This window comes from Corynebacterium sp. Marseille-P8863, assembly GCF_946902955.1.
Lineage (GTDB): Bacteria > Actinomycetota > Actinomycetes > Mycobacteriales > Mycobacteriaceae > Corynebacterium > Corynebacterium gottingense.
The window spans coordinates 1-21,947 of the sequence record NZ_CAMPQC010000016.1 but is presented as its reverse complement, the minus strand read 5'-3'; the positions used below and the strand labels follow the sequence as shown (position 1 = coordinate 21,947).

General features: G+C 63.3%; 13 protein-coding genes. 6 read left to right on the top strand and 7 right to left on the bottom strand.

Annotated elements, in window-relative coordinates:
• Window positions 1–44: 44 nt before the first annotated feature.
• Window positions 45–1,553: a mannitol dehydrogenase family protein gene (locus OVO38_RS10020; RefSeq protein WP_267208404.1), complete on the bottom strand. Its 1,509-nt coding sequence runs from the start codon at window positions 1,551–1,553 to the stop codon at window positions 45–47.
• A gap of 9 nt (window positions 1,554–1,562) precedes the next feature.
• Complete coding sequence (locus OVO38_RS10015; RefSeq protein ID WP_416358589.1) at window positions 1,563–2,876, bottom strand: RbtT/DalT/CsbX family MFS transporter; 1,314 nt, start codon at window positions 2,874–2,876, stop codon at window positions 1,563–1,565.
• Between the two features lie 232 nt (window positions 2,877–3,108).
• Here OVO38_RS10015 and OVO38_RS10010 point away from each other — a divergent pair, with 232 nt between their 5' ends.
• From OVO38_RS10010 to OVO38_RS10000, 3 genes are all read left to right on the top strand, one after another.
• Window positions 3,109–3,921: a DeoR/GlpR family DNA-binding transcription regulator gene (locus tag OVO38_RS10010; RefSeq protein ID WP_267208402.1), complete on the top strand. Its 813-nt coding sequence runs from the start codon at window positions 3,109–3,111 to the stop codon at window positions 3,919–3,921.
• 8 nt (window positions 3,922–3,929) lie between these two features.
• On the top strand, window positions 3,930–5,330 hold the full coding sequence (gene xylB, locus OVO38_RS10005; protein ID WP_267208401.1) for a xylulokinase: 1,401 nt from the start codon (window positions 3,930–3,932) through the stop codon (window positions 5,328–5,330).
• Between the two features lie 132 nt (window positions 5,331–5,462).
• A complete protein-coding gene (locus OVO38_RS10000; RefSeq protein WP_267208400.1) occupies window positions 5,463–6,845 on the top strand; it encodes an RbtT/DalT/CsbX family MFS transporter in 1,383 nt (460 codons plus the stop codon).
• Window positions 6,846–6,887: 42 nt separating this feature from the next.
• On the opposite strand, the gene OVO38_RS09995 is transcribed toward OVO38_RS10000, so the two are convergent.
• The gene (locus OVO38_RS09995; protein WP_158522239.1) at window positions 6,888–7,808 is read right to left on the bottom strand and encodes a sugar-binding transcriptional regulator; all 921 of its coding nucleotides are present in this window, start codon (window positions 7,806–7,808) and stop codon (window positions 6,888–6,890) included.
• 125 nt (window positions 7,809–7,933) lie between these two features.
• Here OVO38_RS09995 and OVO38_RS09990 point away from each other — a divergent pair, with 125 nt between their 5' ends.
• The 3 genes from OVO38_RS09990 to OVO38_RS09980 are packed head-to-tail and all read left to right on the top strand — an operon-like array spanning window position 7,934 to window position 11,179.
• Window positions 7,934–9,019: a zinc-binding dehydrogenase gene (locus OVO38_RS09990; protein WP_323746831.1), complete on the top strand. Its 1,086-nt coding sequence runs from the start codon at window positions 7,934–7,936 to the stop codon at window positions 9,017–9,019.
• A 6-nt stretch (window positions 9,020–9,025) separates the two neighbouring features.
• A complete protein-coding gene (locus OVO38_RS09985) occupies window positions 9,026–10,702 on the top strand; it encodes a dihydroxyacetone kinase family protein (RefSeq protein ID WP_267208398.1) in 1,677 nt (558 codons plus the stop codon).
• Between the two features lie 12 nt (window positions 10,703–10,714).
• Window positions 10,715–11,179, top strand: a complete 465-nt coding sequence (locus tag OVO38_RS09980) for a ribose-5-phosphate isomerase (protein ID WP_267208397.1) — start codon at window positions 10,715–10,717, stop codon at window positions 11,177–11,179.
• 15 nt (window positions 11,180–11,194) lie between these two features.
• Here the strand turns inward: OVO38_RS09980 and OVO38_RS09975 are convergent, their stop codons facing one another.
• The 4 genes from OVO38_RS09975 to OVO38_RS09960 all read right to left on the bottom strand — a co-directional run.
• Window positions 11,195–12,661 (bottom strand): FGGY-family carbohydrate kinase, encoded by a 1,467-nt coding sequence (locus OVO38_RS09975; RefSeq protein ID WP_267208396.1) that lies wholly within the window; start codon window positions 12,659–12,661, stop codon window positions 11,195–11,197.
• Window positions 12,662–13,286: 625 nt separating this feature from the next.
• Entirely contained in the window at window positions 13,287–14,429 is a 1,143-nt protein-coding gene (locus OVO38_RS09970) for a TIGR02391 family protein (protein WP_267208395.1), read from the bottom strand.
• 39 nt (window positions 14,430–14,468) lie between these two features.
• Window positions 14,469–19,052, bottom strand: a complete 4,584-nt coding sequence (locus OVO38_RS09965; RefSeq protein ID WP_267208394.1) for an Eco57I restriction-modification methylase domain-containing protein — start codon at window positions 19,050–19,052, stop codon at window positions 14,469–14,471.
• 10 nt (window positions 19,053–19,062) lie between these two features.
• The coding region (locus tag OVO38_RS09960; RefSeq protein ID WP_267208393.1) for a DEAD/DEAH box helicase at window positions 19,063–21,947 on the bottom strand (2,885 nt) is incomplete at its 5' end.

Genomic DNA, 21,947 nt, shown 5'->3' with positions numbered 1-21,947 from the left:
GAAGGGCCCCAAAGGCCCCAAGCCCCACCCCCAAGAATCCCTACCTAATCCAACTCAGCCAGCAACGCATCCAGCGTCGCCTCAGCACCAACCTCGTGCAGCGACTTCAACACGCGAGCGTAAGGCTCGGTGAAACGCTCGTCGTCGACAAGATCGCCGAAGACCTCGCGGTCGCGCAGGAAGGCGAGGACATCTTCGCGGTTACCCTGCGCCGTTTCCTGCAGGCGGTCCGCCATGCGGTCGACCACCTTGATCGGGTTGCCCTGCTCATCAACACCCTCGGCGTAGCGGGCCCAGGACGCGACGATCGCCGCCGACAGCGTCACGGGAGCCGCACCGGATTCCAGGTTTTCGCGCACGACCGGGAGCAGCCACTTCGGGATGCGGTCCGAGGACTCCGCACACAGGCGCGCGACGGTGTCCTTCACCGCGGCGTTGCCGAAGCGGGCGATGAGCTGGTGGCGGTAGGCATCCAGGTCCACGCCCGGCAGCGGCCGCAGGGAGGGGGTGCCCTCGCGCTCCATGTAGGCGAGCAGGAAGTCGCGGAAGCGCTTGTCCGCCATCACATCGTGGACGAGCTCGTGGCCGGCGAGGTGACCGAAGTAGCACAGGCCCTGGTGAGAGGCGTTGAGGAGGCGGAGCTTCATCAGCTCGTAGGGCACGACATCGTGGACAAGCTCAACGCCCACCTTGTCGTAGTCGGGGCGGCCAGCGACGAAATTGTCCTCCAGCACCCACTGGGTGAAGTCCTCGCACACCACCGGCCACTCGTCGACGTAGCCGAACTTCTCGGTGATGTCGGCGCGGTCGCCGTCCGTGGTCTCCGGGGTGATGCAGTCCACCATGGAGTTGGGGAAGGTCACGTTGGCCTCGATCCACTCGGCGAGCTCCGGGGAGACGGCGGTGGCGAAGGCGTGGAACATTCGCTGCGCCATGTGGCCGTTGCCCTGGATGTTGTCGCAGGACATGATGGTAAATGGGCGGGTGCCGCGCTCCTTGCGGGTGAGGATCGCCGCGGTAATCAGGCCGTAGAAGGTGGTCAGGGAAGCGAAGTCGCCCTGCTTTAGCGCCTCGATGTCGGCCGCGATGTGCGGGTTGTGCAGGTCGAACTCGCCGCGGACGTGGTCGAAGTTGTAGCCGCCCTCGGTGACCGTGAGCGAGACGATCTTGATCTGCTCATCCGCAAGCTTATCGACGGCCACCTGCGGGTCGTCCGGCGCAAAGACGTAATCAATGATGGAGCCGACCACGCGCGAGTGTTCCGAGCCGTCCGGCGCCTTCTCGGTGACGGTGTAGAGGCAGTCCTGGGACTTCAGGGCGTCGCGCATGCGGGAGTCCCCAGGCATAACGCCCATGCCCACGATGCCCCAGTCGGTGTTCAGGCCCTGAGAAAGGAGCTTGTCAAGGTAGAGGGCCTGGTGGGCGCGGTGGAATCCGCCGACGCCGAAGTGAACGATACCGGGGGTGACGGCGGAGCGGTCGTAGGTGGGGACGGCGACATCGGTGTTTTCAGCGATCTGCTGCAGGGTGTCGTTGGAGAGGTGGATGGTCATGGTGCTTCCTTAAGCAAGTGAGGTGGTGTGGGGGACGCCGTCGAAACCGGGCTGCGTGCCCTTGAGCTGGGTGCCCATCCAGGCGGCAATGAGGAAGAGGGCGCAGAAGATGAGGATCAGGCCGGTGGCGCCCACGAGCGGGTAGAACACGGCCACCAGCAGCGGGCCGGCCGCGACCGCACCGCCGACGCCCAGGTTGTAGGCGGCCATGGCGGCGCCGGGTCGCTCCGGGTTGAGCGAGACGGCGATGGGGGAGAGCGGGACGAACCCTGCCAGGGCCACGCCGAGGAGGCAGGCCGCGACCAGCGAGAGGGCGAAACCGACACCATCGGGCAGGCCCGCGTCCACGGAGAGCATCGGAACGAAGTACACCAGCGCGAGCGCAATGCAGCAGGCGATGGCGCCGGCCCAGACGACGGTCTTGGACCAGCCGATCTTGTCGCCGATGATGCCGAAGAGCGGGTTGAACGGCAGGTTGACCAGGTAGATCACCGTGGTCATGATGAGGAACCATTCGAGCGGCCAGTCCAGCCGGTCGGAGAAGTACGCCGGGAAGAACACCGCCATGGCGTAGGTGGGGATGGAGTTGATGGTGCGGATGACGGCGACGTAGATGGCGCGCTTATCGCGGGCGAGGAGCCGGAAGGACTCGCCAAGCGTGTCGCGGATGTCGTCCGGGTTCTCCACCAGCGGCTTGCGGCCGCGCGCTTCCTTCACGCCCAGTAGCGCGATGAGCGCGCCGATAACCACGAGGGCCAGCGAGATCCACAGCGTCTGATAGAAGGAGAGGTGGAAGACGCCAATGGAGACGGTGGCCACGAGCGCGCCCAGCGTGGGCAGGCCCGCGGAGAAGCCGACGTAGAACCAGCCGGTGCCGGCGCCGCGGTGCTCCGGCGCGGAGACGGCGGTGATCCACACCAGGAAGGCGTACGCGAAGAGCGGGTAGCCGAACCCGCGCAGGCCATACAGCGCGAAGATGAGGAACTTGCTGTTCATCGGCAGTGCGACGGTAAGCAGCAGCACCTCCAGCGCCACCCAGATGGCGGCGCCGATGATCATCACCTTGCGCGGGCCCCACAGGTCCGACAGGGCGGCGGCGGAGAACGCGGCGATGGCCACGCTCACGCCGTACACGGTGACCAGAGTGCCCACGAGGGAGACGTTGAAGCCGTGCTCGCCGGAGAGGAACGGTTCCAGGATGTTGGTTTCTACCCCGTCGCCGATCATGAAGATGGTGAGGCCAACAAAGCCCCACAGCAGCGGTCGGGGGAAGCCAAGCCGATCAGCCCAGTCTTTGGGCCGTGTTGCTTGTGTTTGCAAGATTTGCTCCAGCCTGCAGTAAGAATGTGAATGGTTTAGATCACATGACTGCGGAGATGTGTGACCTAGATCAACAGGTAGCACCGTTTTCACATTCAATACAACATCCTGTGAGAAGTTCGGTAAAAACTCGCCCCCACACAGGGGTATTTCCACACCGAAAGCAACATCTCGCAACATGTCAATGTTAGATTTTGTGGCAGCTGCGGACCCACCCCAGGACGAAAGTACGCACATGAGCCAACAAACACTCCGCCAGGCGGCGCTGATGGACGAGCTCCGCCTGCGGGGCGACACCAAGACGGTCGACCTCGCCGACACGCTGGGCGTGAGCTCAATGACGGTCCACCGCGACCTCCGGGCCCTGGCCTCGGCCGGAAAGGTGGAGCTCTTCCGCGGCGGCGCGCGCCTGAAGCACGGCGAGTTCCGCGAACGCGACGTGGCCATCCGCCGCGCCACCAACACGCAGATCAAGCAGGCGCTGGCCGCCCGGGCTGCGGCGCTCATTGAGCCCGGCATGGTCATCGCCCTCGACGACTCGACCACCGTCGGCGCGATGGTGGACGCGGCGCTGGACGCCCACCCGGCCGGCCTGATCACCCACTCGTTGTCGGTGCTCAACCACATCGCCACCACCGCCCGCCCGCAGGAGGGCCTGGTGCTCACCGGGCTGGGCGGGCGCTACGTCGCGGCCACCGACTCGTTCCTCGGCGCCTCGACGTGCCGGGCGATGGACACGCTGACCGCGTCGATCTCCTTTGTCTCCACCACCGCCATCAACGGCGACGCGCTCTGCCACCCGGACGAGGACGCCGCGGTGACCAAGACGGCGCTCATCGGGTTGGGCCAGCGCAAGGTCCTCGTGGTGGATTCTTCCAAGTTCGCGGTGGAGGGGATGCACTTCGTCGCGAAGCTCTCTGCCTTCGACGACATCGTCATTGACCAACACACCACCGACCAGCACAACCGCGTCCTGGAGGAGTCCGGTGCCACGATCCACGTCGTGCGCACCGACGAGCCCGCGCGAGCCACCACAACCGCAAGCTAGGAGCCACTATGTCACTTGTACTCGGAATTGATTCGTCCACGCAGTCGACGAAGGCGCTGCTTGTGGACGCCGCCTCGGGCGAGGTCATCGACCATCGCCGCGCCGCCCACCCCACCGGCACGCAGGTGGATCCGACCGCCTGGCTGGACGCGATGAGCGAGGCCACTGCGGGCCTGCTCGAGCGCGCCGACGCCGTGGCCGTGGGCGGCCAGCAGCACGGCATGGTCGCGCTCGACCGCGACAACCAGGTGGTGCGCGAGGCCATGTTGTGGAACGACACCTCGTCGGCGCCGCAGGCACGCACGCTTATCCACGAACTCGGCGGCCCCCAAGCCTCCGCCGAGAAGGTGGGCAGCGTGCTGGTCGCCTCCTTTACCGGCACGAAGCTGCGCTGGATGCGCGACCACGAGCCGGACAACGCCCAGCGCACGGCGTCGGTCTGCCTGCCGCACGACTACCTCACCTGGCATTTGGGCGGGCGCGAGCGCTTGACGACGGACCACGGCGACGCCTCCGGCACCGGCTACTACTCCACCCGCGACCGCGTCTTCCTCCCCGAGCTGGCGGAGCAGTACCTCGGCTCCCCGGTGGCGCTGCCGCGGATTGCGGAGCCGAGCGAGATCGTGGGCACCACCGCGAGCGGCGCCAAGGTCGCGGCCGGCACCGGCGACAACATGGCCGCCGCGCTGGGGATGAGCCTGGAGCCCGGCGACGTGTGCGTGTCCATCGGCACCTCCGGGGTGGCCAGCGCGGTCTCCACCAAGAGCGTGCACGACAAGACCGGCGGCGTGACGGGCTTTTGCGACGCCACCGGCAACTACCTACCGCTGGCCTGCACCCTCAACGGCGCGAAGGTGCTGGACTTTGCCGCAACCATGCTGGGCGTGGACCACCAGCAGCTGGCGGAGCTGGCGCTGTCCGGCACGCCCGGCGCGCACGGTGTGACGCTCCTGCCGTACCTGGACGGCGAGCGCACCCCGAACCGGCCCAACGCGAAGGGCCAGTTCTACGGCATCACCACGACCACCAGCCGCGAGGACATCGCGCGCGCCGTGGTGGAGGGCCTGCTGTGCTCCATGCGCGACGCGATCGAGGCGCTGCAGCGCGCCACCGGCGTGAGCACGGAGCGCGTGCTGCTCATCGGTGGCGGCGCGAAGAGCGAGGCGGTGCAAAAGATCGCCCCGACCATCTTCGGTGCCCCGGTGGTGGTGCCGAAGGCGTCCGAGTTCGTCGCACTCGGCGCGGCCCGCCAGGCGGCGTGGGCGCTCTCGGACGAGGCGGAGCCGCCGCAGTGGGGCGTGCATGATGCGCAGACCTACGAGGGGACCTACTCCGAGCAGGCCGTTGCGCAGTACGAAGCGCTTCGCGACGCCACCGAGCACTTCGACGAGTTTGGCCAGGAGTCCTAGAGGCGCCGGAGGATGAGATCGGCGGGATCCTCCGGGCCTGCCGACTACCTCCAAGCGTGAACGAATGTCACAAACGCTTGTGCATGAACTTCCGACTGCCCTATACTTCCACCCCATAGTTACGTACATCACATGCGTTGCAAAGGAGTGACAGTGGAAGCCACACAACACGAAGAGAGGCCAGTCACTAAATGGGACCTGGCCGGCATTCCAGATCCAATTAAGTGGGGCTTCCCAGCTGTCCTACTCTTCATGACGGCGGTGGGTGTGGAATCCAACTTCCTCACGCCCCACCTCGTCGCCGGTCTGAACACCTCTGAAGCCACAGTCTCCTGGGTTATCACCGGCTACTCCTTGACCGTTCTCGTCGCGAGTTACTTGTCTGGTGCGCTGGCCGACCTCTTCGGTCCGAAGCGAGTCATGCTCGCCGGAGCGGCAGTGTTCATCGTCTTCCAGTTCGCATTCATTTTTGCTATCAGCACCGGCAACCTCCACTTGGTCGGCCTGACGTACTTCATCCGCGGCTTCGGGTTCCCCCTGTTCGCCTTCGCGTTCCTCGTCTGGATCAACCACCTTGCCCGGCCATCAAAGCTTGGCACGGCGATTGGCTGGTTTTACGTCATGTTCACGGGCGGGCTCCCCACGCTCGGCTCACTGGTCGCCTTCGGTGTCATTCCGGCCTTTGGCGGTGGCTTTGTCGGTGAGACTGCTGCGCTCTACGTGTCCATCGCGCTCGCTGCCGTCGGCACAGTCCTCGCGTGGTTCGGGTGCCGGGACCAGACGGGAATGCGCCGACTCGCAGAGCCTGCCATGTCCAATTCCAAGGTACTCATGTCTGGCCTGCAGCTGCTGGTGTCCAACAGCAAGGTCCGCGACGGCTTCCTCGTCCGCATGATCAACACGGCACCGCAGTTCGGCATGTTCATCATCCTCCCCGCCGTGATCTCCGATGAGCTCGGATGGGGCCAGTCCCGCTGGCTGATGATGACGGTGATCGTCTACGCCGGCAATATCCTGTTCAACGCAGTGTTCGGCGCTATTGGAGATAAGCACGGTTGGGTGTCCACAGTCCGCTACTTTGGCATCTTGACCTCCTCCATCGCGCTCCTAGCCTGGTGGTACGTTCCGCACTGGGTTGAGCCCGGCTCTACCTCCGGCTACGTCCTTGCCGTCATTGCCGGTACCGCGTACGGCATCTTCTTGGCGGGGTTTGTCCCGATGGGAGCAATCGTCGCCGCGAACGCGCCTGGCCAGGAGGGAGGCGCCATGGCGATGTACACTACCGCCGCCGGTGGCGCGACCTTCCTTGGTTCGCTTGTAGTAGCCGTGGTACTCAACGTGACCGGCTGGTTCAACCTCGGCAGCTACGCACAAAACACAGCCGTTGTCTGGGCTTTCGTGGCACTGTACGCCGTCGCCTTCATCTTGGTGGGACGCCTGCGCACGCGACAGGACGACCCCGAGTACCGGAAGGAATTGAAGCGCAAGGACGCCGCTCTAGTCGACGCAGCCTAGCCGGGCGGAGTCCTGCACACGATAGTGGCCGACTGGTTACCGCTACATCCTGCGAAGGATCAACTCTGCGGTGGCCACGTCGGTCACTAGCTTTTTAAAGAAGCCCGCTCGGGCGGCCACGATGATGCTTTCCACTTTCTTGGGGCCGACTGCGCAGCCCAGTGTCTCCGGGATGGCCATCAATTGCTCGCGCGAAATGTGCACCGTGCGTTCCGAGTTTGGGAAGCTCAGTTCGCGCCCCTGGGAATCAAAGAAGTGGAGGCACACGTCCCCGACGGCCGAGGGGAGCGCATCCTTCGGAATGGCCTGAGAGATGGACACGCGGCCCGTCGTGCGGGAACCAATGCCAACGATGGCTCCACGCGCTCGCTCCCACTGTGCCCGGACATTCAGGAAAGACTCGTCTTTTTGCAGCGCTTCAAACACCGGCGCAGACGGGATCGCCTCCGCGAAGAGCGCCGTGTATTCCGCGTTGGAATTCAAGGCGAGGCGTCGCACCGTTTCGTTGGTCTGGTACCACACCTCGGGTTCGTGGGCCCCTCCCACCGCGGGGACGAGTTTGGTGTAGTCCAGGCCGCTACATTGCATGTTTGCTATCCCCGCTGTTGCCATTCCTGACGCAACCACGACGGAATCGCCCGGACGTAGGTTCATCTCTTTCAGCGCAGTCTGCACCGCAGGCTCCATGCCGTAATCAAACGCGGGAGACTGCGAACCTGGAGCCAGGTAGACGCAACGCAGCCCAAGCGCATCCGCCAGCTCGCGCGCCAGCGGAGTCATGGTCGTCGCGCTGGGACGCACCACCCGGATCTGCACGATTCCGGCTTCACGGGCGCGCGAGAGCAAGCGCGACACGGTTGGGCGAGAGACACCTAATGCAGCAGCAACCTCGGATTGCCCCAATCCAACCTCGTAGTAGAGACGTGCTGCCTCATAGAGTTTGCCCTCATCTGCGTCTTCCATGCCTGGGATTCTATGGGGTCTTCGGACACAACGAAAGCGCACGCACAAAAGTGCTTGACATGCGTTCAAGCAGGTCATAGTGTGTTATCTGCAACACTTTTTCATCTCACATGAGAGGCCTCACAATGAACCTACCTTCTGAAATGCGCGCAGTGGTCTGCCACGGCCCGGAGGACTACCGGCTGGAAACCCGCCCGGTGCCCGTCCTCGGGGAAGACGACATTCTGATTCAGGTCGAGGCCGTGGGCGTCTGCGCATCGGATCTGAAGTGCTACCACGGCGCCGCCAAGTTCTGGGGCGGAGATGGACGCGAGCAGTGGGCCCAGGAAAACGTCATCTCCGGCCACGAGATCACCGGCACTGTGGTCAAGGGCTCCGAGTCGGGGCTGAACTTCCACGGTGTCGAGGTTGGTGACCGCGTGGTCATCGAGCAGATCGTTCCGTGTGGCGAGTGCCGCTACTGCAACCGTGGCGAGTACTGGATGTGCGGTCCCCACGACATGTTCGGCTTCCGCAACTTCGACGGCGGCATGGCTGAATACATGCTGATCCCAACCCGAGGCCTCGTGCATAAGATCTCCAATGAGATCCCGGCCCATCACGCCGCCTTCGCCGAGCCGCTTTCGTGCGCGCTGCACGCTGTTGAACGCGCGCAGCTCCAGTTCGAGGACACCCTGGTCATCGCTGGTGCAGGCCCGATTGGCCTCGGCGTCATCGCAGGTGCCCGCCAAAAGAACCCGCTGCGGATCATCGCGCTCGATATGGACGACAAGAAGCTTGAGCTGGCGAAGCGTTGCGGCGCGGACCTGACCATCAACATCCGCAACGAGGACGCTGTTGCGAAGGTCAAGGAGCTTACCGACGGCTACGGCGCCGATGTCTACATCGAGGCCACCGGCCACCCGTCCGGTGTGTCACAGGGTCTAGAGATGCTGCGCAAGCTGGGCCGCTTTGTGGAGTACTCCGTCTTTGGCTCCGAGACCTCCGTGGACTGGTCGATCATCTCTGATGACAAGGAGCTCGACGTCTACGGCGCGCACCTCGGCCCCCACACCTGGCCCGCCGCGATCAAGCTCATTGAGTCTGGCACGCTGCCGCTCGACGACATCTGCACCGACCAGTTCGGCCTGGAGCAATTCCAGGACGCGCTTGATCTGGTCGGCGACTCCAGCGGGGCATCGGTGAAGGTGTCCATTCTGCCGCAGAAGTAGGTTCCAATGACCAAGCTTTTCTTGGACCCTGCCGAGTTCTCGGAGGACCAACTCGACGGGTTCGTTGACCTGTATTCAGACCGGCTCACGCGCGTCACTGGCGGAGTTGTCACGCATCCGCCGAAGGAACCTCAAGTCGCGGTGGTCGTGGGCGGTGGCTCTGGCCACTACCCGGCCTTCGCAGGCCTAGTTGGGCCGGGGTTTGCTTCCGGCGCTGTGGTGGGAAACATCTTTACCTCACCGTCTGCTGCGCACGTTTATTCCGTGGCAAAGGCGGCGAACCAAGGCAAGGGCGTCATCCTCACGTTTGGCAATTACGCAGGCGACAACATGAACTTTGGCATCACGGCCAAGCGTCTCAACGCAGAGGGGATTGATACCCGCATTGTCGTTGTCACTGATGACGTCGCCTCTGCCTCCACGCCCGAAGACCGACGCGGTATCGCCGGTGACTTCACCGTTTTCAAGGCCATGAGTGCAGCTGCCGCGGCCGGCAAGTCCCTCGACGAGGTAGAGCGAATTGGCCGCCACGCCAACGACATGACCCGGACGATGGGGGTGGCGTTCTCCGGGTGCACGATGCCTGGCGCCACTGAACCGCTTTTCGAGGTCCCACAGGGAAAAATGGGAGTCGGACTGGGCATTCACGGCGAGCCGGGCATTAAGGATGAGACGATCGGAGACGCCGAGGAGATCGCTGATCTTCTGGTCAGCCACGTCCTCGACGCTGCGCCGAGCGACGCTGCGTCCGACCGTGTCGCGGTGATCCTCAACGGGCTGGGCGCGACGAAGTACGAAGAGTTGTTCCTCACGTACGGCAAGGTCGCGGCCAAGCTTCGCGCTGCGGGTCTTTCCATCGTCGAGCCGGAGGTGGGCGAGCTTGTGACCAGCCTGGACATGGGTGGAATCTCGCTGACGCTCATGTGGCTCGACGATGAGCTTGAAGCAGCGTGGCACGCGGAGGCGTACGCCTGCGGTTACCGCAAGAGCCACGCACCGCTGAAGACGCTCGATCCGACTGCTGTCAGTACCGCGACCAACGAGGCTGAGGCAGAGCTCACCGAGCCGGAGGGCGATGCTGTCGCGGTGGCCGAGCAGGTACGGCGCGGCATCGGCATCGTCGCCCAGCTGATGAAGGATCAGGAGTCTCACCTGGGCAAGATCGACGCGATCGCCGGTGACGGCGACCACGGCCGCGGCATGGTGCGCGGCACTTCCGCGGCACAGAACGCGGTGGACAAGCTGGTGGCAAAAGCCGGCTTCACCCCTTCCGCGTCGGACCAGCTCCGTACCGCCGGTGCTGCGTGGGCTCTCGAAGCCGGAGGCACGTCGGGTGTCTTGTGGGGCGCCGGCTTGGAGGCCGCCGCTGGTACCTCAACCGTGGCAGAAGGAGTCGCTGCGTTTGCAGACACGGTCCAGCAGCTTGGCGGGGCGCAAGTCGGTGACAAGACGCTGCTTGACGCACTCATCCCGTTCCGCGATGCGCTTGGCGCTGGATCGTCATTCAGCGATGCTGCGGATGTCGCAGTGAAGGCCGCGGCGGCGACCTCTGATCTGGTGCCGCGCAAGGGCCGCGCCGCGCCCCTTGCCGAAAAGTCCGTTGGACACCCCGACGCAGGTGCGATCTCGTTCTCCATGATCGCGCAGCGTCTTGCTGAAGAATTCACCCAAGAAGCAAACTGATAGGAGCAAGCGATGACAGAAAAGCTGCGCATGATCGTCGGATGCGACGACGCTGGATTGCAGTACAAGGAAGAGATCAAGAAGCTGCTCGAGGCTGATGAGCGCGTCGAGTCTGTGACGGACATCGGAGTGAACGAAGACGAGCACACGCCGTACCCGTCCGTAGCCATCGAGGCCGGCGAGCGGATTGCGAAGGGCGATGCCGACCGCGCGGTGCTCATCTGCGGAACTGGCCTTGGCGTGGCAATCTCTGCCAACAAGGTCAAGGGAATCCGTGCCGTCACCGCACACGACTCCTTCTCCGTGGAGCGCTCCATCCTGTCCAACAACGCGCAGGTGCTGTGCATGGGGCAGCGCGTTGTGGGTATTGAGTTGGCGAAGCGTCTGGTGGGCGAGTGGATCGGCTACGTCTTTGACGTCAATTCCCCGTCCGCCAAGAAGGTCCAGGTCATTATCGACTTTGAGGCCGGCTGCTAAACCAGCCCCCGCGCCCTACCCCCGAGCCGCCAGGTTGTGCATGATGCCTGATGTGCTCGGGTATAGCTTTTTGTAGTCCTCGTACAGCGCATCGAAGTCGAAGTCCGCGGACGGCACGAACTCCTTGCTCACCGGGTTCCACGCATCAATGCTGTCCGCCATCCCGATGGTTTTGGCGACCATGAAGGCATCGCCTAGCGACGCCCCAATGTGGTACTTCCGCCGCGTCTGCACTCGCCCCGTCACGTCGGTGACGATCTGCGGCCACAGGTCCGCGGTGAGCCCGCCGCCGGCGCAGGCGATGTGGCTAATGCGCAGGCCGGACTGCTCCATCACCTCGATGTTGTGGCGCACGGCCAGCGCCGTCCCCTCGAGCACCGCGCGGTACAGGTGCCCGCGCGTGTGGTGCAGCCGCAGGCCCGCGATGACGCCGCGCGCGTCCGGGTCCTGGATGGGCGTGCGCTCGCCCTCGAAGTAGGGCAGGACCAGCAGGCCTTCCGAGCCCGCGGGCACGGCCGCCGCCTCCCTGGTCAACACGCTGTAGTCGCTTTCGCCGGTGAGCTGGCGCATCCAGTCCGTGAGCGAGCCGGAGGTGGCCAGGCCCCCGGCCATGTTGTAGACGCCCGGGCGCGTGCCCGTCGTCCCCCACATGGACGCGTGGCGGACGCGGTGGTCCGCGTTGCCCACGAGGAAGAGCGTGGTGCCGTACATCAGGAACAGTTCGTCGGCGTTGACTGCGCCGACTGATTCCTGCTCGGCCCAGGCGTCGATAGTCCCTGCGATGACCGGCACCCCGGCCTCGATGCCGGGAATTCCCAGGCCGGCGCGGGTGGTGCCGGCGATTTCGCTGCTCCACAGCAGTGTCGGCGGGAGCGTGTTTGGCGCGATTTCGGCCCACACCGCCTTGTCCCACTCGCGGGTTTGCGGGTCATACAGCGGGGTGCACTGGCTGGCAGACTGGCGGTCAAGCACGTATTCGCCAGTCAGTTGCTTCACGACGTAGCTCGCCGGCATATAGAACCGCGACTCCCGCTCCCGCAGCTGCGGGAAATGGCGGTAGAACCACGCGAACTTGGGCCCGGCCGCCTGGGTAGTCAGGCACGAGTCGCGGGCCTCCAGCAGCGAGTCGGCGCCGAACCGCTTGGTCAGCTCCTCGATCTCCGTCCTCGCGCGCGCGTCGACGCCGTAGAGCGCGGCCTGTGCAACCGGGACATCGCTGGAATCCGTGAGCGCGACGCACGGGCCCATGCCGGAGACCCCGATGCCGGCGAGGTGCACATCGACGCTGCCCAGCAGCTTCGCGGCCAGGGAGGCGAACTCCTCGAACCAGATGCGCGCGTCCATGGACACGCTCCCGTCCGTGGTGCGCGACACCGCGTGCTCGCAGGTCTCACTGGCCAGGACGGTGCCGTCCGACGCCACGAGCACCGCCTTCGAGCTCGAGGTACCGACGTCAAACCCCAGGACCGCTTCTTGGCTCATACTCACTCCTCTGGATCGGAAGGTTGCTGACCATTATCGCAGGTGCGTGCGGTGAAGCGAGACAATACGCCGAACAGCTATTGACGAAATCAAGGCCTTCGAATCTACTAGAATATCCAAGGTAAGCAATCTGGCATCAAGAAACGACCCCCGCCCTCAAAACATTCTGGGCTTCATAAAAAACTTGGCACTCTTCCTTGTGAGATTACCCCAAGAGCGATTCGTTCCAATACGGAGCTGAGCATCAATAGTTAGCCCATGCCATTGAAACGCATATCAGTGATTAACCTACGATCAGCCAATTGAAGTTTGCACTCTCAGAATCGAATACAAAATTCTACAAAATATGGGCGGATAATTTCGGAAAACCTATATACACCGATCAGCCAAGGAACACACCGAAGCCGCCCACTATTCTTTTCGGCCATGCCGCGCCAAAATACACCGCCCGTAAAGAGAGTTGGCCATAGTGACCAAGCATTTATCTTCACTTCACTGCGGCCCCAAATGTCCATCGCCGATCACTTCAGACGATCTGGCCCTTTAGGCAGCAATGCACCTTTCGAGCCAGGATTGAAACAACTCAGACTCAAATTTGAGCGCGGGAGACCGGTCACAAGCCACGCTAGCTTATTGATCTACAAAAATCTTCCCAACCAGCCATTTGGTCGTTTCCATACTGGTCTTCAGTTTGCTTTTTCGATATCCGATCTAGATCTTGCTTATCGATCTCGTCACCAAAGAGTTGGAGACACATAAGCCAAATATTTGACTCGTCGTAGCTAACAGTAAAATCAGCGTTATCGATGAAGGATTCCAAGATTCGCCGCTTTTGACGCTCCATTTTTGAACGCAATTCCGGGGGAAATTCTACTGCCCATCGATGATTATAAAATTCGCGGTAAAACATTTTTGCACTCGGATAACTCTTCCTCTTTTCGGTCACCCAGTCTCTAATTTCCTGCGAAACGACTTGCGGAAAAAATTGTGAAATCGCCTCATATGCAAAACTTGCGAGACTTAGATACTGCAGTGTGCTCACACTGTCAATTTTTCTCGCGGGTGTATGCGTAAAAACATTTCTGAAGTTTTGAATCGCCAAGTGAGTTTGAGCAATACCTACGAAGTAGTCCCTTTCCCTCTCGTCAAGCTCGCTTGCGGGGGTATCTGTACCGAAAAGTTCAAGGTAGAACTTGTCACTTCTGCCATTGTCCTTGAAAACATCGGATGCTCTTTCCTCACCTGTAATCAAGCGCAACTGCTCTCGAACCAGCTTAAATGCTTCCTCGATGGCTTCATGCCAGCGACCAGAAAGCAACAACTGCTCAGTGTGACTTAATATTTCCTCGTTCACCAGTTGCTTGACAAGATAAAGCAGCTCCGCTGGTTGCCGATCTCCGGACTCCGACATCACGCCGTCATTTCCAAGCGGAACACCCTGCCCTTCAATTTCCGCAATCATCTGCCCAGTTCTCTCTCGAAAATCAGTGGCAGTGACCTCTGATATTGCAAAAGCGGAATCTTGCAGTCCCCGCAACTCTTTCAGTACGGCAACAATCTCTTGGTCTTCAGCTACCATAAGAAAACGAGACATTCGTCGCCCCATCGAATCACCGGAGCCGATAACCCTCGTGTCTTTCAGAATGTCAACACCGATGGAACTAAATAAGTCCGACACGTCTTCTCGAGACAGATTAAGAACGTAACCAGTCCTCAGACCGAGTGCTGTTTTCAGGTAATCTTTCTGTCCAAAATTTAGGCTATTCATATCCAAGAAGTATACATTCAATCGCGTTTGCCGCGCTTATCATTGACTACGATCCAATAGCCGCTCATAGGCCAGGCGCATATTTGCCTCACGGTCTAACTGCCTAAAAGGATATTCGAATAGGTATTTCTCACCTGACTGAGGATGAATCCAGGTTCGATTCTCTGCCGAAAGATATTGTCCCTCCCCGATTCTCGCTTGCGCCTTTAGAATCTCCCTTGGCACCTTTCTCCCATTCGCATCAAATCTTTCCGCATTGTCTTGTTGCCGGAGGGTAGGGAACTGCGAAATATAGATTGAGCAAAGCTCGTCGGCGGAGATACCAACCGAGGCAGCAGCAATTACATCGATATTGATTTGCGCCTGACGCCTGTCCTCAGCTCTTCGAATTGGCACGTCTGCATTCCATTTTCCTTTCATCAGCGATTCCCAAATCGAAGCGTAGGCCTCAGTTAGACAGTTAAGGCGTAAAAACGTCTCTAGCACGTAGTCATGCGCCTCCCATTTCGATGGGAAAAAGAGACTCGTCATGATCGGACGATTCAAATGCCCAGTACCAGTGGTTCTCACTAGAAAATCAGACAGCAGAGTCGAGAGCATCGCCCCGACCATAACCGTCTCCTCAAGCGACTTACTGGCCAAGGTGTTTACTGCATTAATGTGCTTGGGTCCCGCAGGCAACAATGCAGGTTGTAAAGTTCGTCGACCCGTAGTGTTACCCACAAATTCTTTCCAAGCTACCCGCGGGAAATCAAAGGCTGGTCGCTTGATGCCCTCTACCTCCCATTGTGTATAGGAGTCTGCGATGTTTTTCGGATGGAAGGCTGCCATCTGGAAACTAGTCGCCGGCACAAAACTAGGTGGTACGGCCTCAAGGTCAATCTCAACCCAATCCAGGTTGCTCTTTATCGTCTGATTGGGCTGCTTGATCATCGGCGTCGAGACGCCGAGGTGCGGTCCCTGGAGGATCACGTCGCTCCAGGATTCGGGGTGTGCCCAGCCGACGTCGAAGTACCCCTTCTTCTTGTCGGAAGTCTCGTGCCAGCCAGAAGAGAACTTGAGTCCGAGTGAACCAATGCGCGGCTTGTCGGCGAGCTTCGCTAGGACTGCTGCGGCCTCGGTGTTGACGGTGTAGACCATTCGGGTGTCGGCAACCGCCACGTTGTCGCCCTCGAGAATCGAGTGCCACGTCTCGAGAACGGACAAGTCGACCTGTTGGATGCGATCACGGTGGGGGCGAAGGTCCCAGTTGTTGTTGTCGTCCTTGAGACCCGGCAGCGGACCCGAACCATCATGAGTCAGTGATTCTTCGACGGTCTGCGGATGGTACAACGATGCCGCGTGTTCAAATGCAGGCTCGTTTCGGAGCGAACCGTAGGTGTGTACGCCATAGCCCACTAGGTGGTGCACATCAAACAGCACCAACTCGTTGATGAACTGCCAATGCCGCCGCAGGCGGAAGTACGCCCCGTGCCGAAGTGCCACTGCACCCTTTTCGGTGAAGTGCGACTCCGGGTGTATAAGCGAAACGACGCCGTTGTTGCTCATGTTCGCCCAGGTCCGCTCCATGAATGCTCGGTACAGATCCGGCTGTTGGTTGACCAGATGCGGGTACATGGCAACGTCGCCAAGCACGGCGGCGGTCGAAACTGTGTCACCCGTGCCGCTGAACGCGATCTCGCGGGCACGATCGTTGTCGTTCCACTGCTCGCGGCGCTCCCGCTTCTCTGCCTGCGTCGGCTTATGCGCCAGCGAGAACCACGGGTCCACCTCGGAGTAGAGACCGTCCATGTCACCGCGGGGCCGCACCCACGGCGGATTGCCTACCTGCAAGTCGAAGCCGCCCCGGGCGAAGACGGCAGCGAAGTCCAGGTCCCAGTGCAGGAAGCCCTGCTCCTGGGCAACCTGGCGCACGGTGCGCAGCCAGGGGTGGATCTCGAGGACCTGGTCCAGCGACTTGGCACCGGACAGGCTCAGGTTCATGTCCTCGTGGTGGTTCAGCTCTTCCCAGGTGTCCGCGTTGGCGATGACGGTCTGCGCCTCGTCGCGGGCTTGAGCCTCGATGCCGAGGAGGTCCTCCAGGGTTTCGATGTACTCGTCGAAGGAGGGCAGTGCCGTGTGGGCGTCGCCGTTGTCGTCGATCTGGATCTCGGTGAGCGGCCAGAAGGTCAGTGCGTTCCACGCGTCGAGGGCGAGACGTAGGCGTCGATAAGCACCCTGCTCATTGTTGAGTAAGTCGCGCTCGATTTCTGCGCGGGTGACGTTGCGCGAGGTGGGCGTGTGCTCGCGGCCCCACAGGGGGATGTCGCGGCGGATCTGCTGCTCCGCGATCTTCATGCGGGTCAGGGCGAAGGCCCATAGCGTCTCCACGCGGACGGCAAGGCGGGTGAGTTGCTTCTTTTGGGGACCGCTGGGGTTGGTGAGCACGCTGCGTCGCCAAGCGGCGAGCGCCTTTTGCTCCTGGCCAGCGAGCTTCTTCAAATCCTTCGCGGCATACGCTGCACCCCACGTCTGTGAGGGGAGCAGGAAGTGGTGGATGCGGCCGGCGGCGTGGGGGTCGCGGTGGCCGGCGTCGATAGACTGCGCGAGGGTGGCCACGGACTCCCGGCGCGGCACGGCCGTAAGCCATGCCTTCTTCTTCAGCTGGGAAGTGTCGTAGGTGGCGCGCAGGGCGCCGATGAGCGAGTTGCCGCGGCGCAGGTGCAGGCCGAACCAGGGAGCGGTGAGCTCGCCGGTCATGGTGTCGAGCCACAGGGAGATCTCCGCCAGCTCCACCGCGGTGGGGTTCAAGTCCACCCCGTAGACCTGGTGAAGCGCGATGTGAGCCTTGACCTTCTGCAGCTCGCGGGTGCGGTCCTCGGGTGGGACCTGCTCGCCGAGTTCGGCCTCGCGCAGCTTGAGGTAGCGCTCCGCGAGCTGGCGCACGGCTTCCACGGCGAAGGCGCCGGAGCCCATGGCGGGCTCGCAGATGGTGAGATCCAGGATGTCTTCGGCCGTTTGGATGCGGCCTTCCTCCTCGAGGACCTCGAGGGCCTGGCCGACGGTGAACTGGGTGAGCACCTCCGGGGTATAGAAGGAGGCGGAGCGCTCGCGGTCGCGGCTGGACTGGCGGAAGACGAAGGAGCCGCGCTTGTGCTCGCGGCGGGCCGGGGCGTAGCCGCCCTCTGGCTGCTCGCGCATCTCCATGACAAAGCTGTCCTCCGGCACCGTGCTTGCCCGGCCGACGGGTAAGACCCAGGAGCCCTTGGAGGCGTTGCCGCCCGGCGCGACCTCGTAGAGGTCTTCCTGGGCGATGAAGCCGTGGTAGGACATGAGGCCCTCGTACACCTGGCCGAGCTCGGTCACGCCGAGCGTGGCATAGGAGATGAAACCGCGGTCTTTTCCTGCCTTCTCCTTAGATAGCAGGAGGCGCTGGAGGACCTGGGTGAGCGCCTCGTTGGACAACTTCGTGCCGCTGAGCAGGGAGGTGGCTTCCGGCTTGAACAGGTCCGCCTCCAGGTTGCGGAAGGTCAGACCCTCGTTCTGGGCGTCCTCGTCTGCGTTTGCTGCAAGTTCCGGGTGGTGGCCGTGGCTGACCTGGTCGAAGAGGATCTGCAGCGAGTCGTACAGGTGGGTACCGCGCCGGGCCTGCTCCGTGAGCGGGGGAGTGAGCGCGTAGTCGCGCAGGCGGTCCAGGCCGTAGCCGTCGACGTACTCTGCGGCGCCGGTGGGCAGGATCTGCAGCTCCGGCGACGCCTCGGCAAACAGGAGGAAGAGGATGCGGTACAGGTAGCGCAGGGACTGACGGGCCAGCTCGTTGCCGTCGACGTCCTCGAGCGGGAGGCCCTGGTCCTTGCGGCGTTCGAGTACGTCGTTGCCGATGAGCTCGATGGATTCACGCACGGCGTCGCGAAGATCCTCGGAGACTTTGACGGCGTGGTTACGGGCGGCTTCGAGGACCTCGGCCCACCAGGTGGTGCCGTCGGCGGCGCGCTCCAGGTTCTCGCGCGCCAGGATCACCGCCGTGCGCTGCAGCTCGCCGCCCTGCTTTACCTCGTTGCGCTCCACCACTAGCTGTACGTTCACGCCCAGGTAGCGGCCCAGCGCCCAGGTCTCGCGGTGGGCGAGCACCACCCAGGGGCCGGCGAGGACGACGATGAACTCCGGAGCGTTATCGGTGAGGAAGAGCTCACCGACGAGCTTGGCCACCGGGAGGGGCTCGGGCTCACGGTCCTGGCGGGTAATGCCGCCTTCGACCGGGGTGGTAGTGATGTCCTCTAAGTCCTCGATCGGATCCGCGTTGAGCACGATCAGCGTGTCGTCGGCACCCGCCCAGCCCTGGTAGGCCACAGTGTGGTTGGCGCGCTCAAAGGTGCGCGTGGTGGGGGCGCCGTAGCCGAGCGCGCGGCGCAGGACGAGCTGGGCAGCGCCCTGGTCGGCGGTGGCGTAGGCGTTCTGGAGCTCGCCGCGGGCCTGCTTGAAGCGCTCGGCAGGCGAGCGGCTGCCCGTCTCCTTCTCCAAGTCCTTCCATTCCTTCACGCGCGCCTTGACCGACTTGGTGAAGGACTCGCCCTTCTCGTCGGTGGTGAAGAAGTGGTCGCTGATCCATTCATCAACGTTGATGAGTGAGTCGTAGGACGCCATCGGGGTCTCCTTACGCGGTGTGTGGTGACTGGGTGTTGGGCAGGGCTGGCAGGACCAGGACGAGGGGGCGGATGAGCTCGCGGTCCGGTGCGAGCGAGGCGATGAGCTGCTTCTCCTGCTGTAGGAGGTGCTGGGAGCGGCGCACGATGCGCGAGCTCAGGGCGGTCTGGGTGTCGTGCTTGGAGTGTTCCCAGTTCTCCGCGCGCTGCATCCAGTAGTCAATGCGCTCCTGGGCCTGCGTGCGCGCCGCCTGCATCATCGGGGTGAGCTGGCCGCGGGCGACGGTCACCGAGTCCGCGATGAGCTGCTGCGCGTTCTCCGGCAGCTCCAGGTCGCCGGTGTTGATCGCGTCGGCGGTGAGCCCCACACCGTGCAGCCAGTCCACCGGGTTGAGGATGGTCTGCGGCAGGATCCCGTTGGCCACGGTGACGAAGGCGCGCGAGACCACCTGGCCGCGCTTGTTAGTCAGCGTGGCCATCAGCAGGACGGTGGGGAAGTCGAGCGTGCCTGCAGCGGCGCGGATGGCGGGGATCTGCCCGCCGGACAGGGAGGCGAGCGCGCGGTCCGCGGCCCAGTCCGTCACCGGGTGCAGCGGCCCGAGGAAGTGGGCGCGGGGCCAGGTGGAGCCGTCGTCGCCGGTGCGGGCGCGGCGCAGGAGGTCATTGCCCAGCTCGCGGGTGGTGGCCAGCTGGAAAGATTCGCGCACGCGCCGCTGCGCCAGGTAGTCCTGCGGCAGCACGTCCAGGCGGCGGCGCAGGTCCTCCGGGGGCGCGAGCTCCGCCACGCCGTTGGGGTGTTGGGCGAACGCCACGCCCTTGTTGGTCAGCGGCTTCTCCGGGGCGTTGTGGAATGCGGCGTTCAGCGCGTCCTGCAGGTACGCGATTTCCGAGGGGTACAGGCTCGTCGCCCCCGTGGAGGCCGGCGCGCCGGTGCCGGTGGGCTCCGGTGGTGTTGCGGGTGGGGTGGTGCGGTTGAGGCGGGCGAGGAGGGCGTCGATAAGCGACTGCTCATCCTGCGGCTCCTCCTCGGCGACGGTCTCGGCGCGCTTGACCACGTCGTCGAAGCCCGCGCTGCCCTGCAGCACCTTGCGGATCGCGTCCTCCTCGCCGCGGACCGTGTGCTTGCCCATGAGCGAGGCGACGTCGCCCAGCACCGCGTGGGCCTCGTGCTCGCGGTCGATGAGGCGGCGCAGGACGTGCAGCTCACCGACGCTCGCGCCTTCTGTGTCGAGGAGGAGGGCCGTGATCTGCGGCGGGTGGGTTTGCCCGTAGCGGTCGACGCGGCCGTTGCGCTGCTGGATGCGGATCAGCGACCACGGGATGTCATAGTGCACCAGGTCATGACACAGCGTGTGCAGGTTCACGCCTTCGGAGGCGACGTCGCCGGTGACCAGCACGCGCAGCGGGGAGTCGGAGCGCTTGAACTCGTCCACCAGGCGCATCTGCTCCTGGTCCGACAGGCTGCCGTGCATGACCGCGATGGCGTCCTTGCCCAGGTTGAGGTCCTTGGACAGGTGCTCCTTGAGCCAGTGCAGGGTGGCGACGCGCTCTGAGAAGATGACCGCGCGCGTGGGGGAGCGCTTGCCCACGCCGATCTCCTGCAGGTAGTTGACCAGGGCGGCGTACTTGTTGGAGTTCTGGCGCGTGACCTTGGCGTTGAGCGCTCGGAGGCGCTCGAGGGCGTCGCGCTGAGTCGTATCGTCCGTGGCGACGGATTTGAGGCGGGTAGTGATCGTCTCGTCCAAGGCTGCGGGCGAGGAGAGGAAGGACTTCACCAGCGTCCAGGGGAAGAGGCGATCAGTGTAGGTCTGGCCCTTCTTATTCACCGCGTCCGGGATGGGGCTTTTACCCTCCGGGTGAACCCAGGTGGTCTCGAGCTCGCGCGCCACCGCGTTCTCCTCCGCCGAGGCCTCCACCGGGATGTTGCGCGGCTCCGCGCGCTCCGCCCACTTCGGGCCCACCACGCTGGCCACCTCCTCGCTGTGGCGGTGGCGACGGATGACCAGGCGGTCCACGGCGTCCTTGTCAATCTCCCCGTTGGGCCGCACCGCCGTGGGGTCCAGCAAGCGCAGGATCTCCTTGAAGGACTCCGGGTCGCCGTTGTGCGGGGTTGCGGAGGCGAGCAGCAACGACTCCGTGGTGGGGGCGAGCGTCTTGGCCAGCTTGTTGTTATTCGTCCCGGCATTAGTGGCGTTGTGGATCTCATCCATCACCACCACGTCCCAGCGCACCTTCTTCAGGTTGATCAGGTGCTTTTCTGCCTTGAGCGTGTCCAGCGAGACGATCACGCGGGAGAAGTACGTGAACGGGTTGCGGCTGCCCGGCAGCTTCTGCTTGATCTGCTGGATGCCCGCGGAATCCAGGCGCACCAGCGGGATGGCAAAGCGCGTCCACATCTCCTGCTGGAACTGCTCCATGACGTGCTTCGGCGTGACCACCAGGATGCGCTCGCCGCGGCCGCGCCTGATCAGCTCGGCCAGGATCATGCCGATCTCCAGCGTCTTGCCCAGGCCGACGGCGTCCGCGATGAGGATGCGGGGGCGCAGGTTCTCATCCGACAGCGCCTTCTTCACCGCCGAAAGTTGGTAATCCAGCGGGTCCATGAGCATGTCCTCCGCCACCGACAGCTCGTCTTGGTACAGCGGGACCGGGGTCTGGCGCAGCGTGGTCTCCAGCCACAGGCGCGACGTGCGGTAGCCGGGGGAGTCATCCGGGACGACGCGGACCCGCGCCGGGTCCACCACCTCCACGTGGTCGATAGCGGTGTAGAAGCTGGCGGTGGAGTCGCGAACGAAATCCGACAAGCCACGCACCGTGAGCAGGAAGCCGTCCACCGCCTGCGTGACCTTGGTGATCAGCCACAGCTCGTCGCGGACCCGGACCGTGAGGCCGGGGG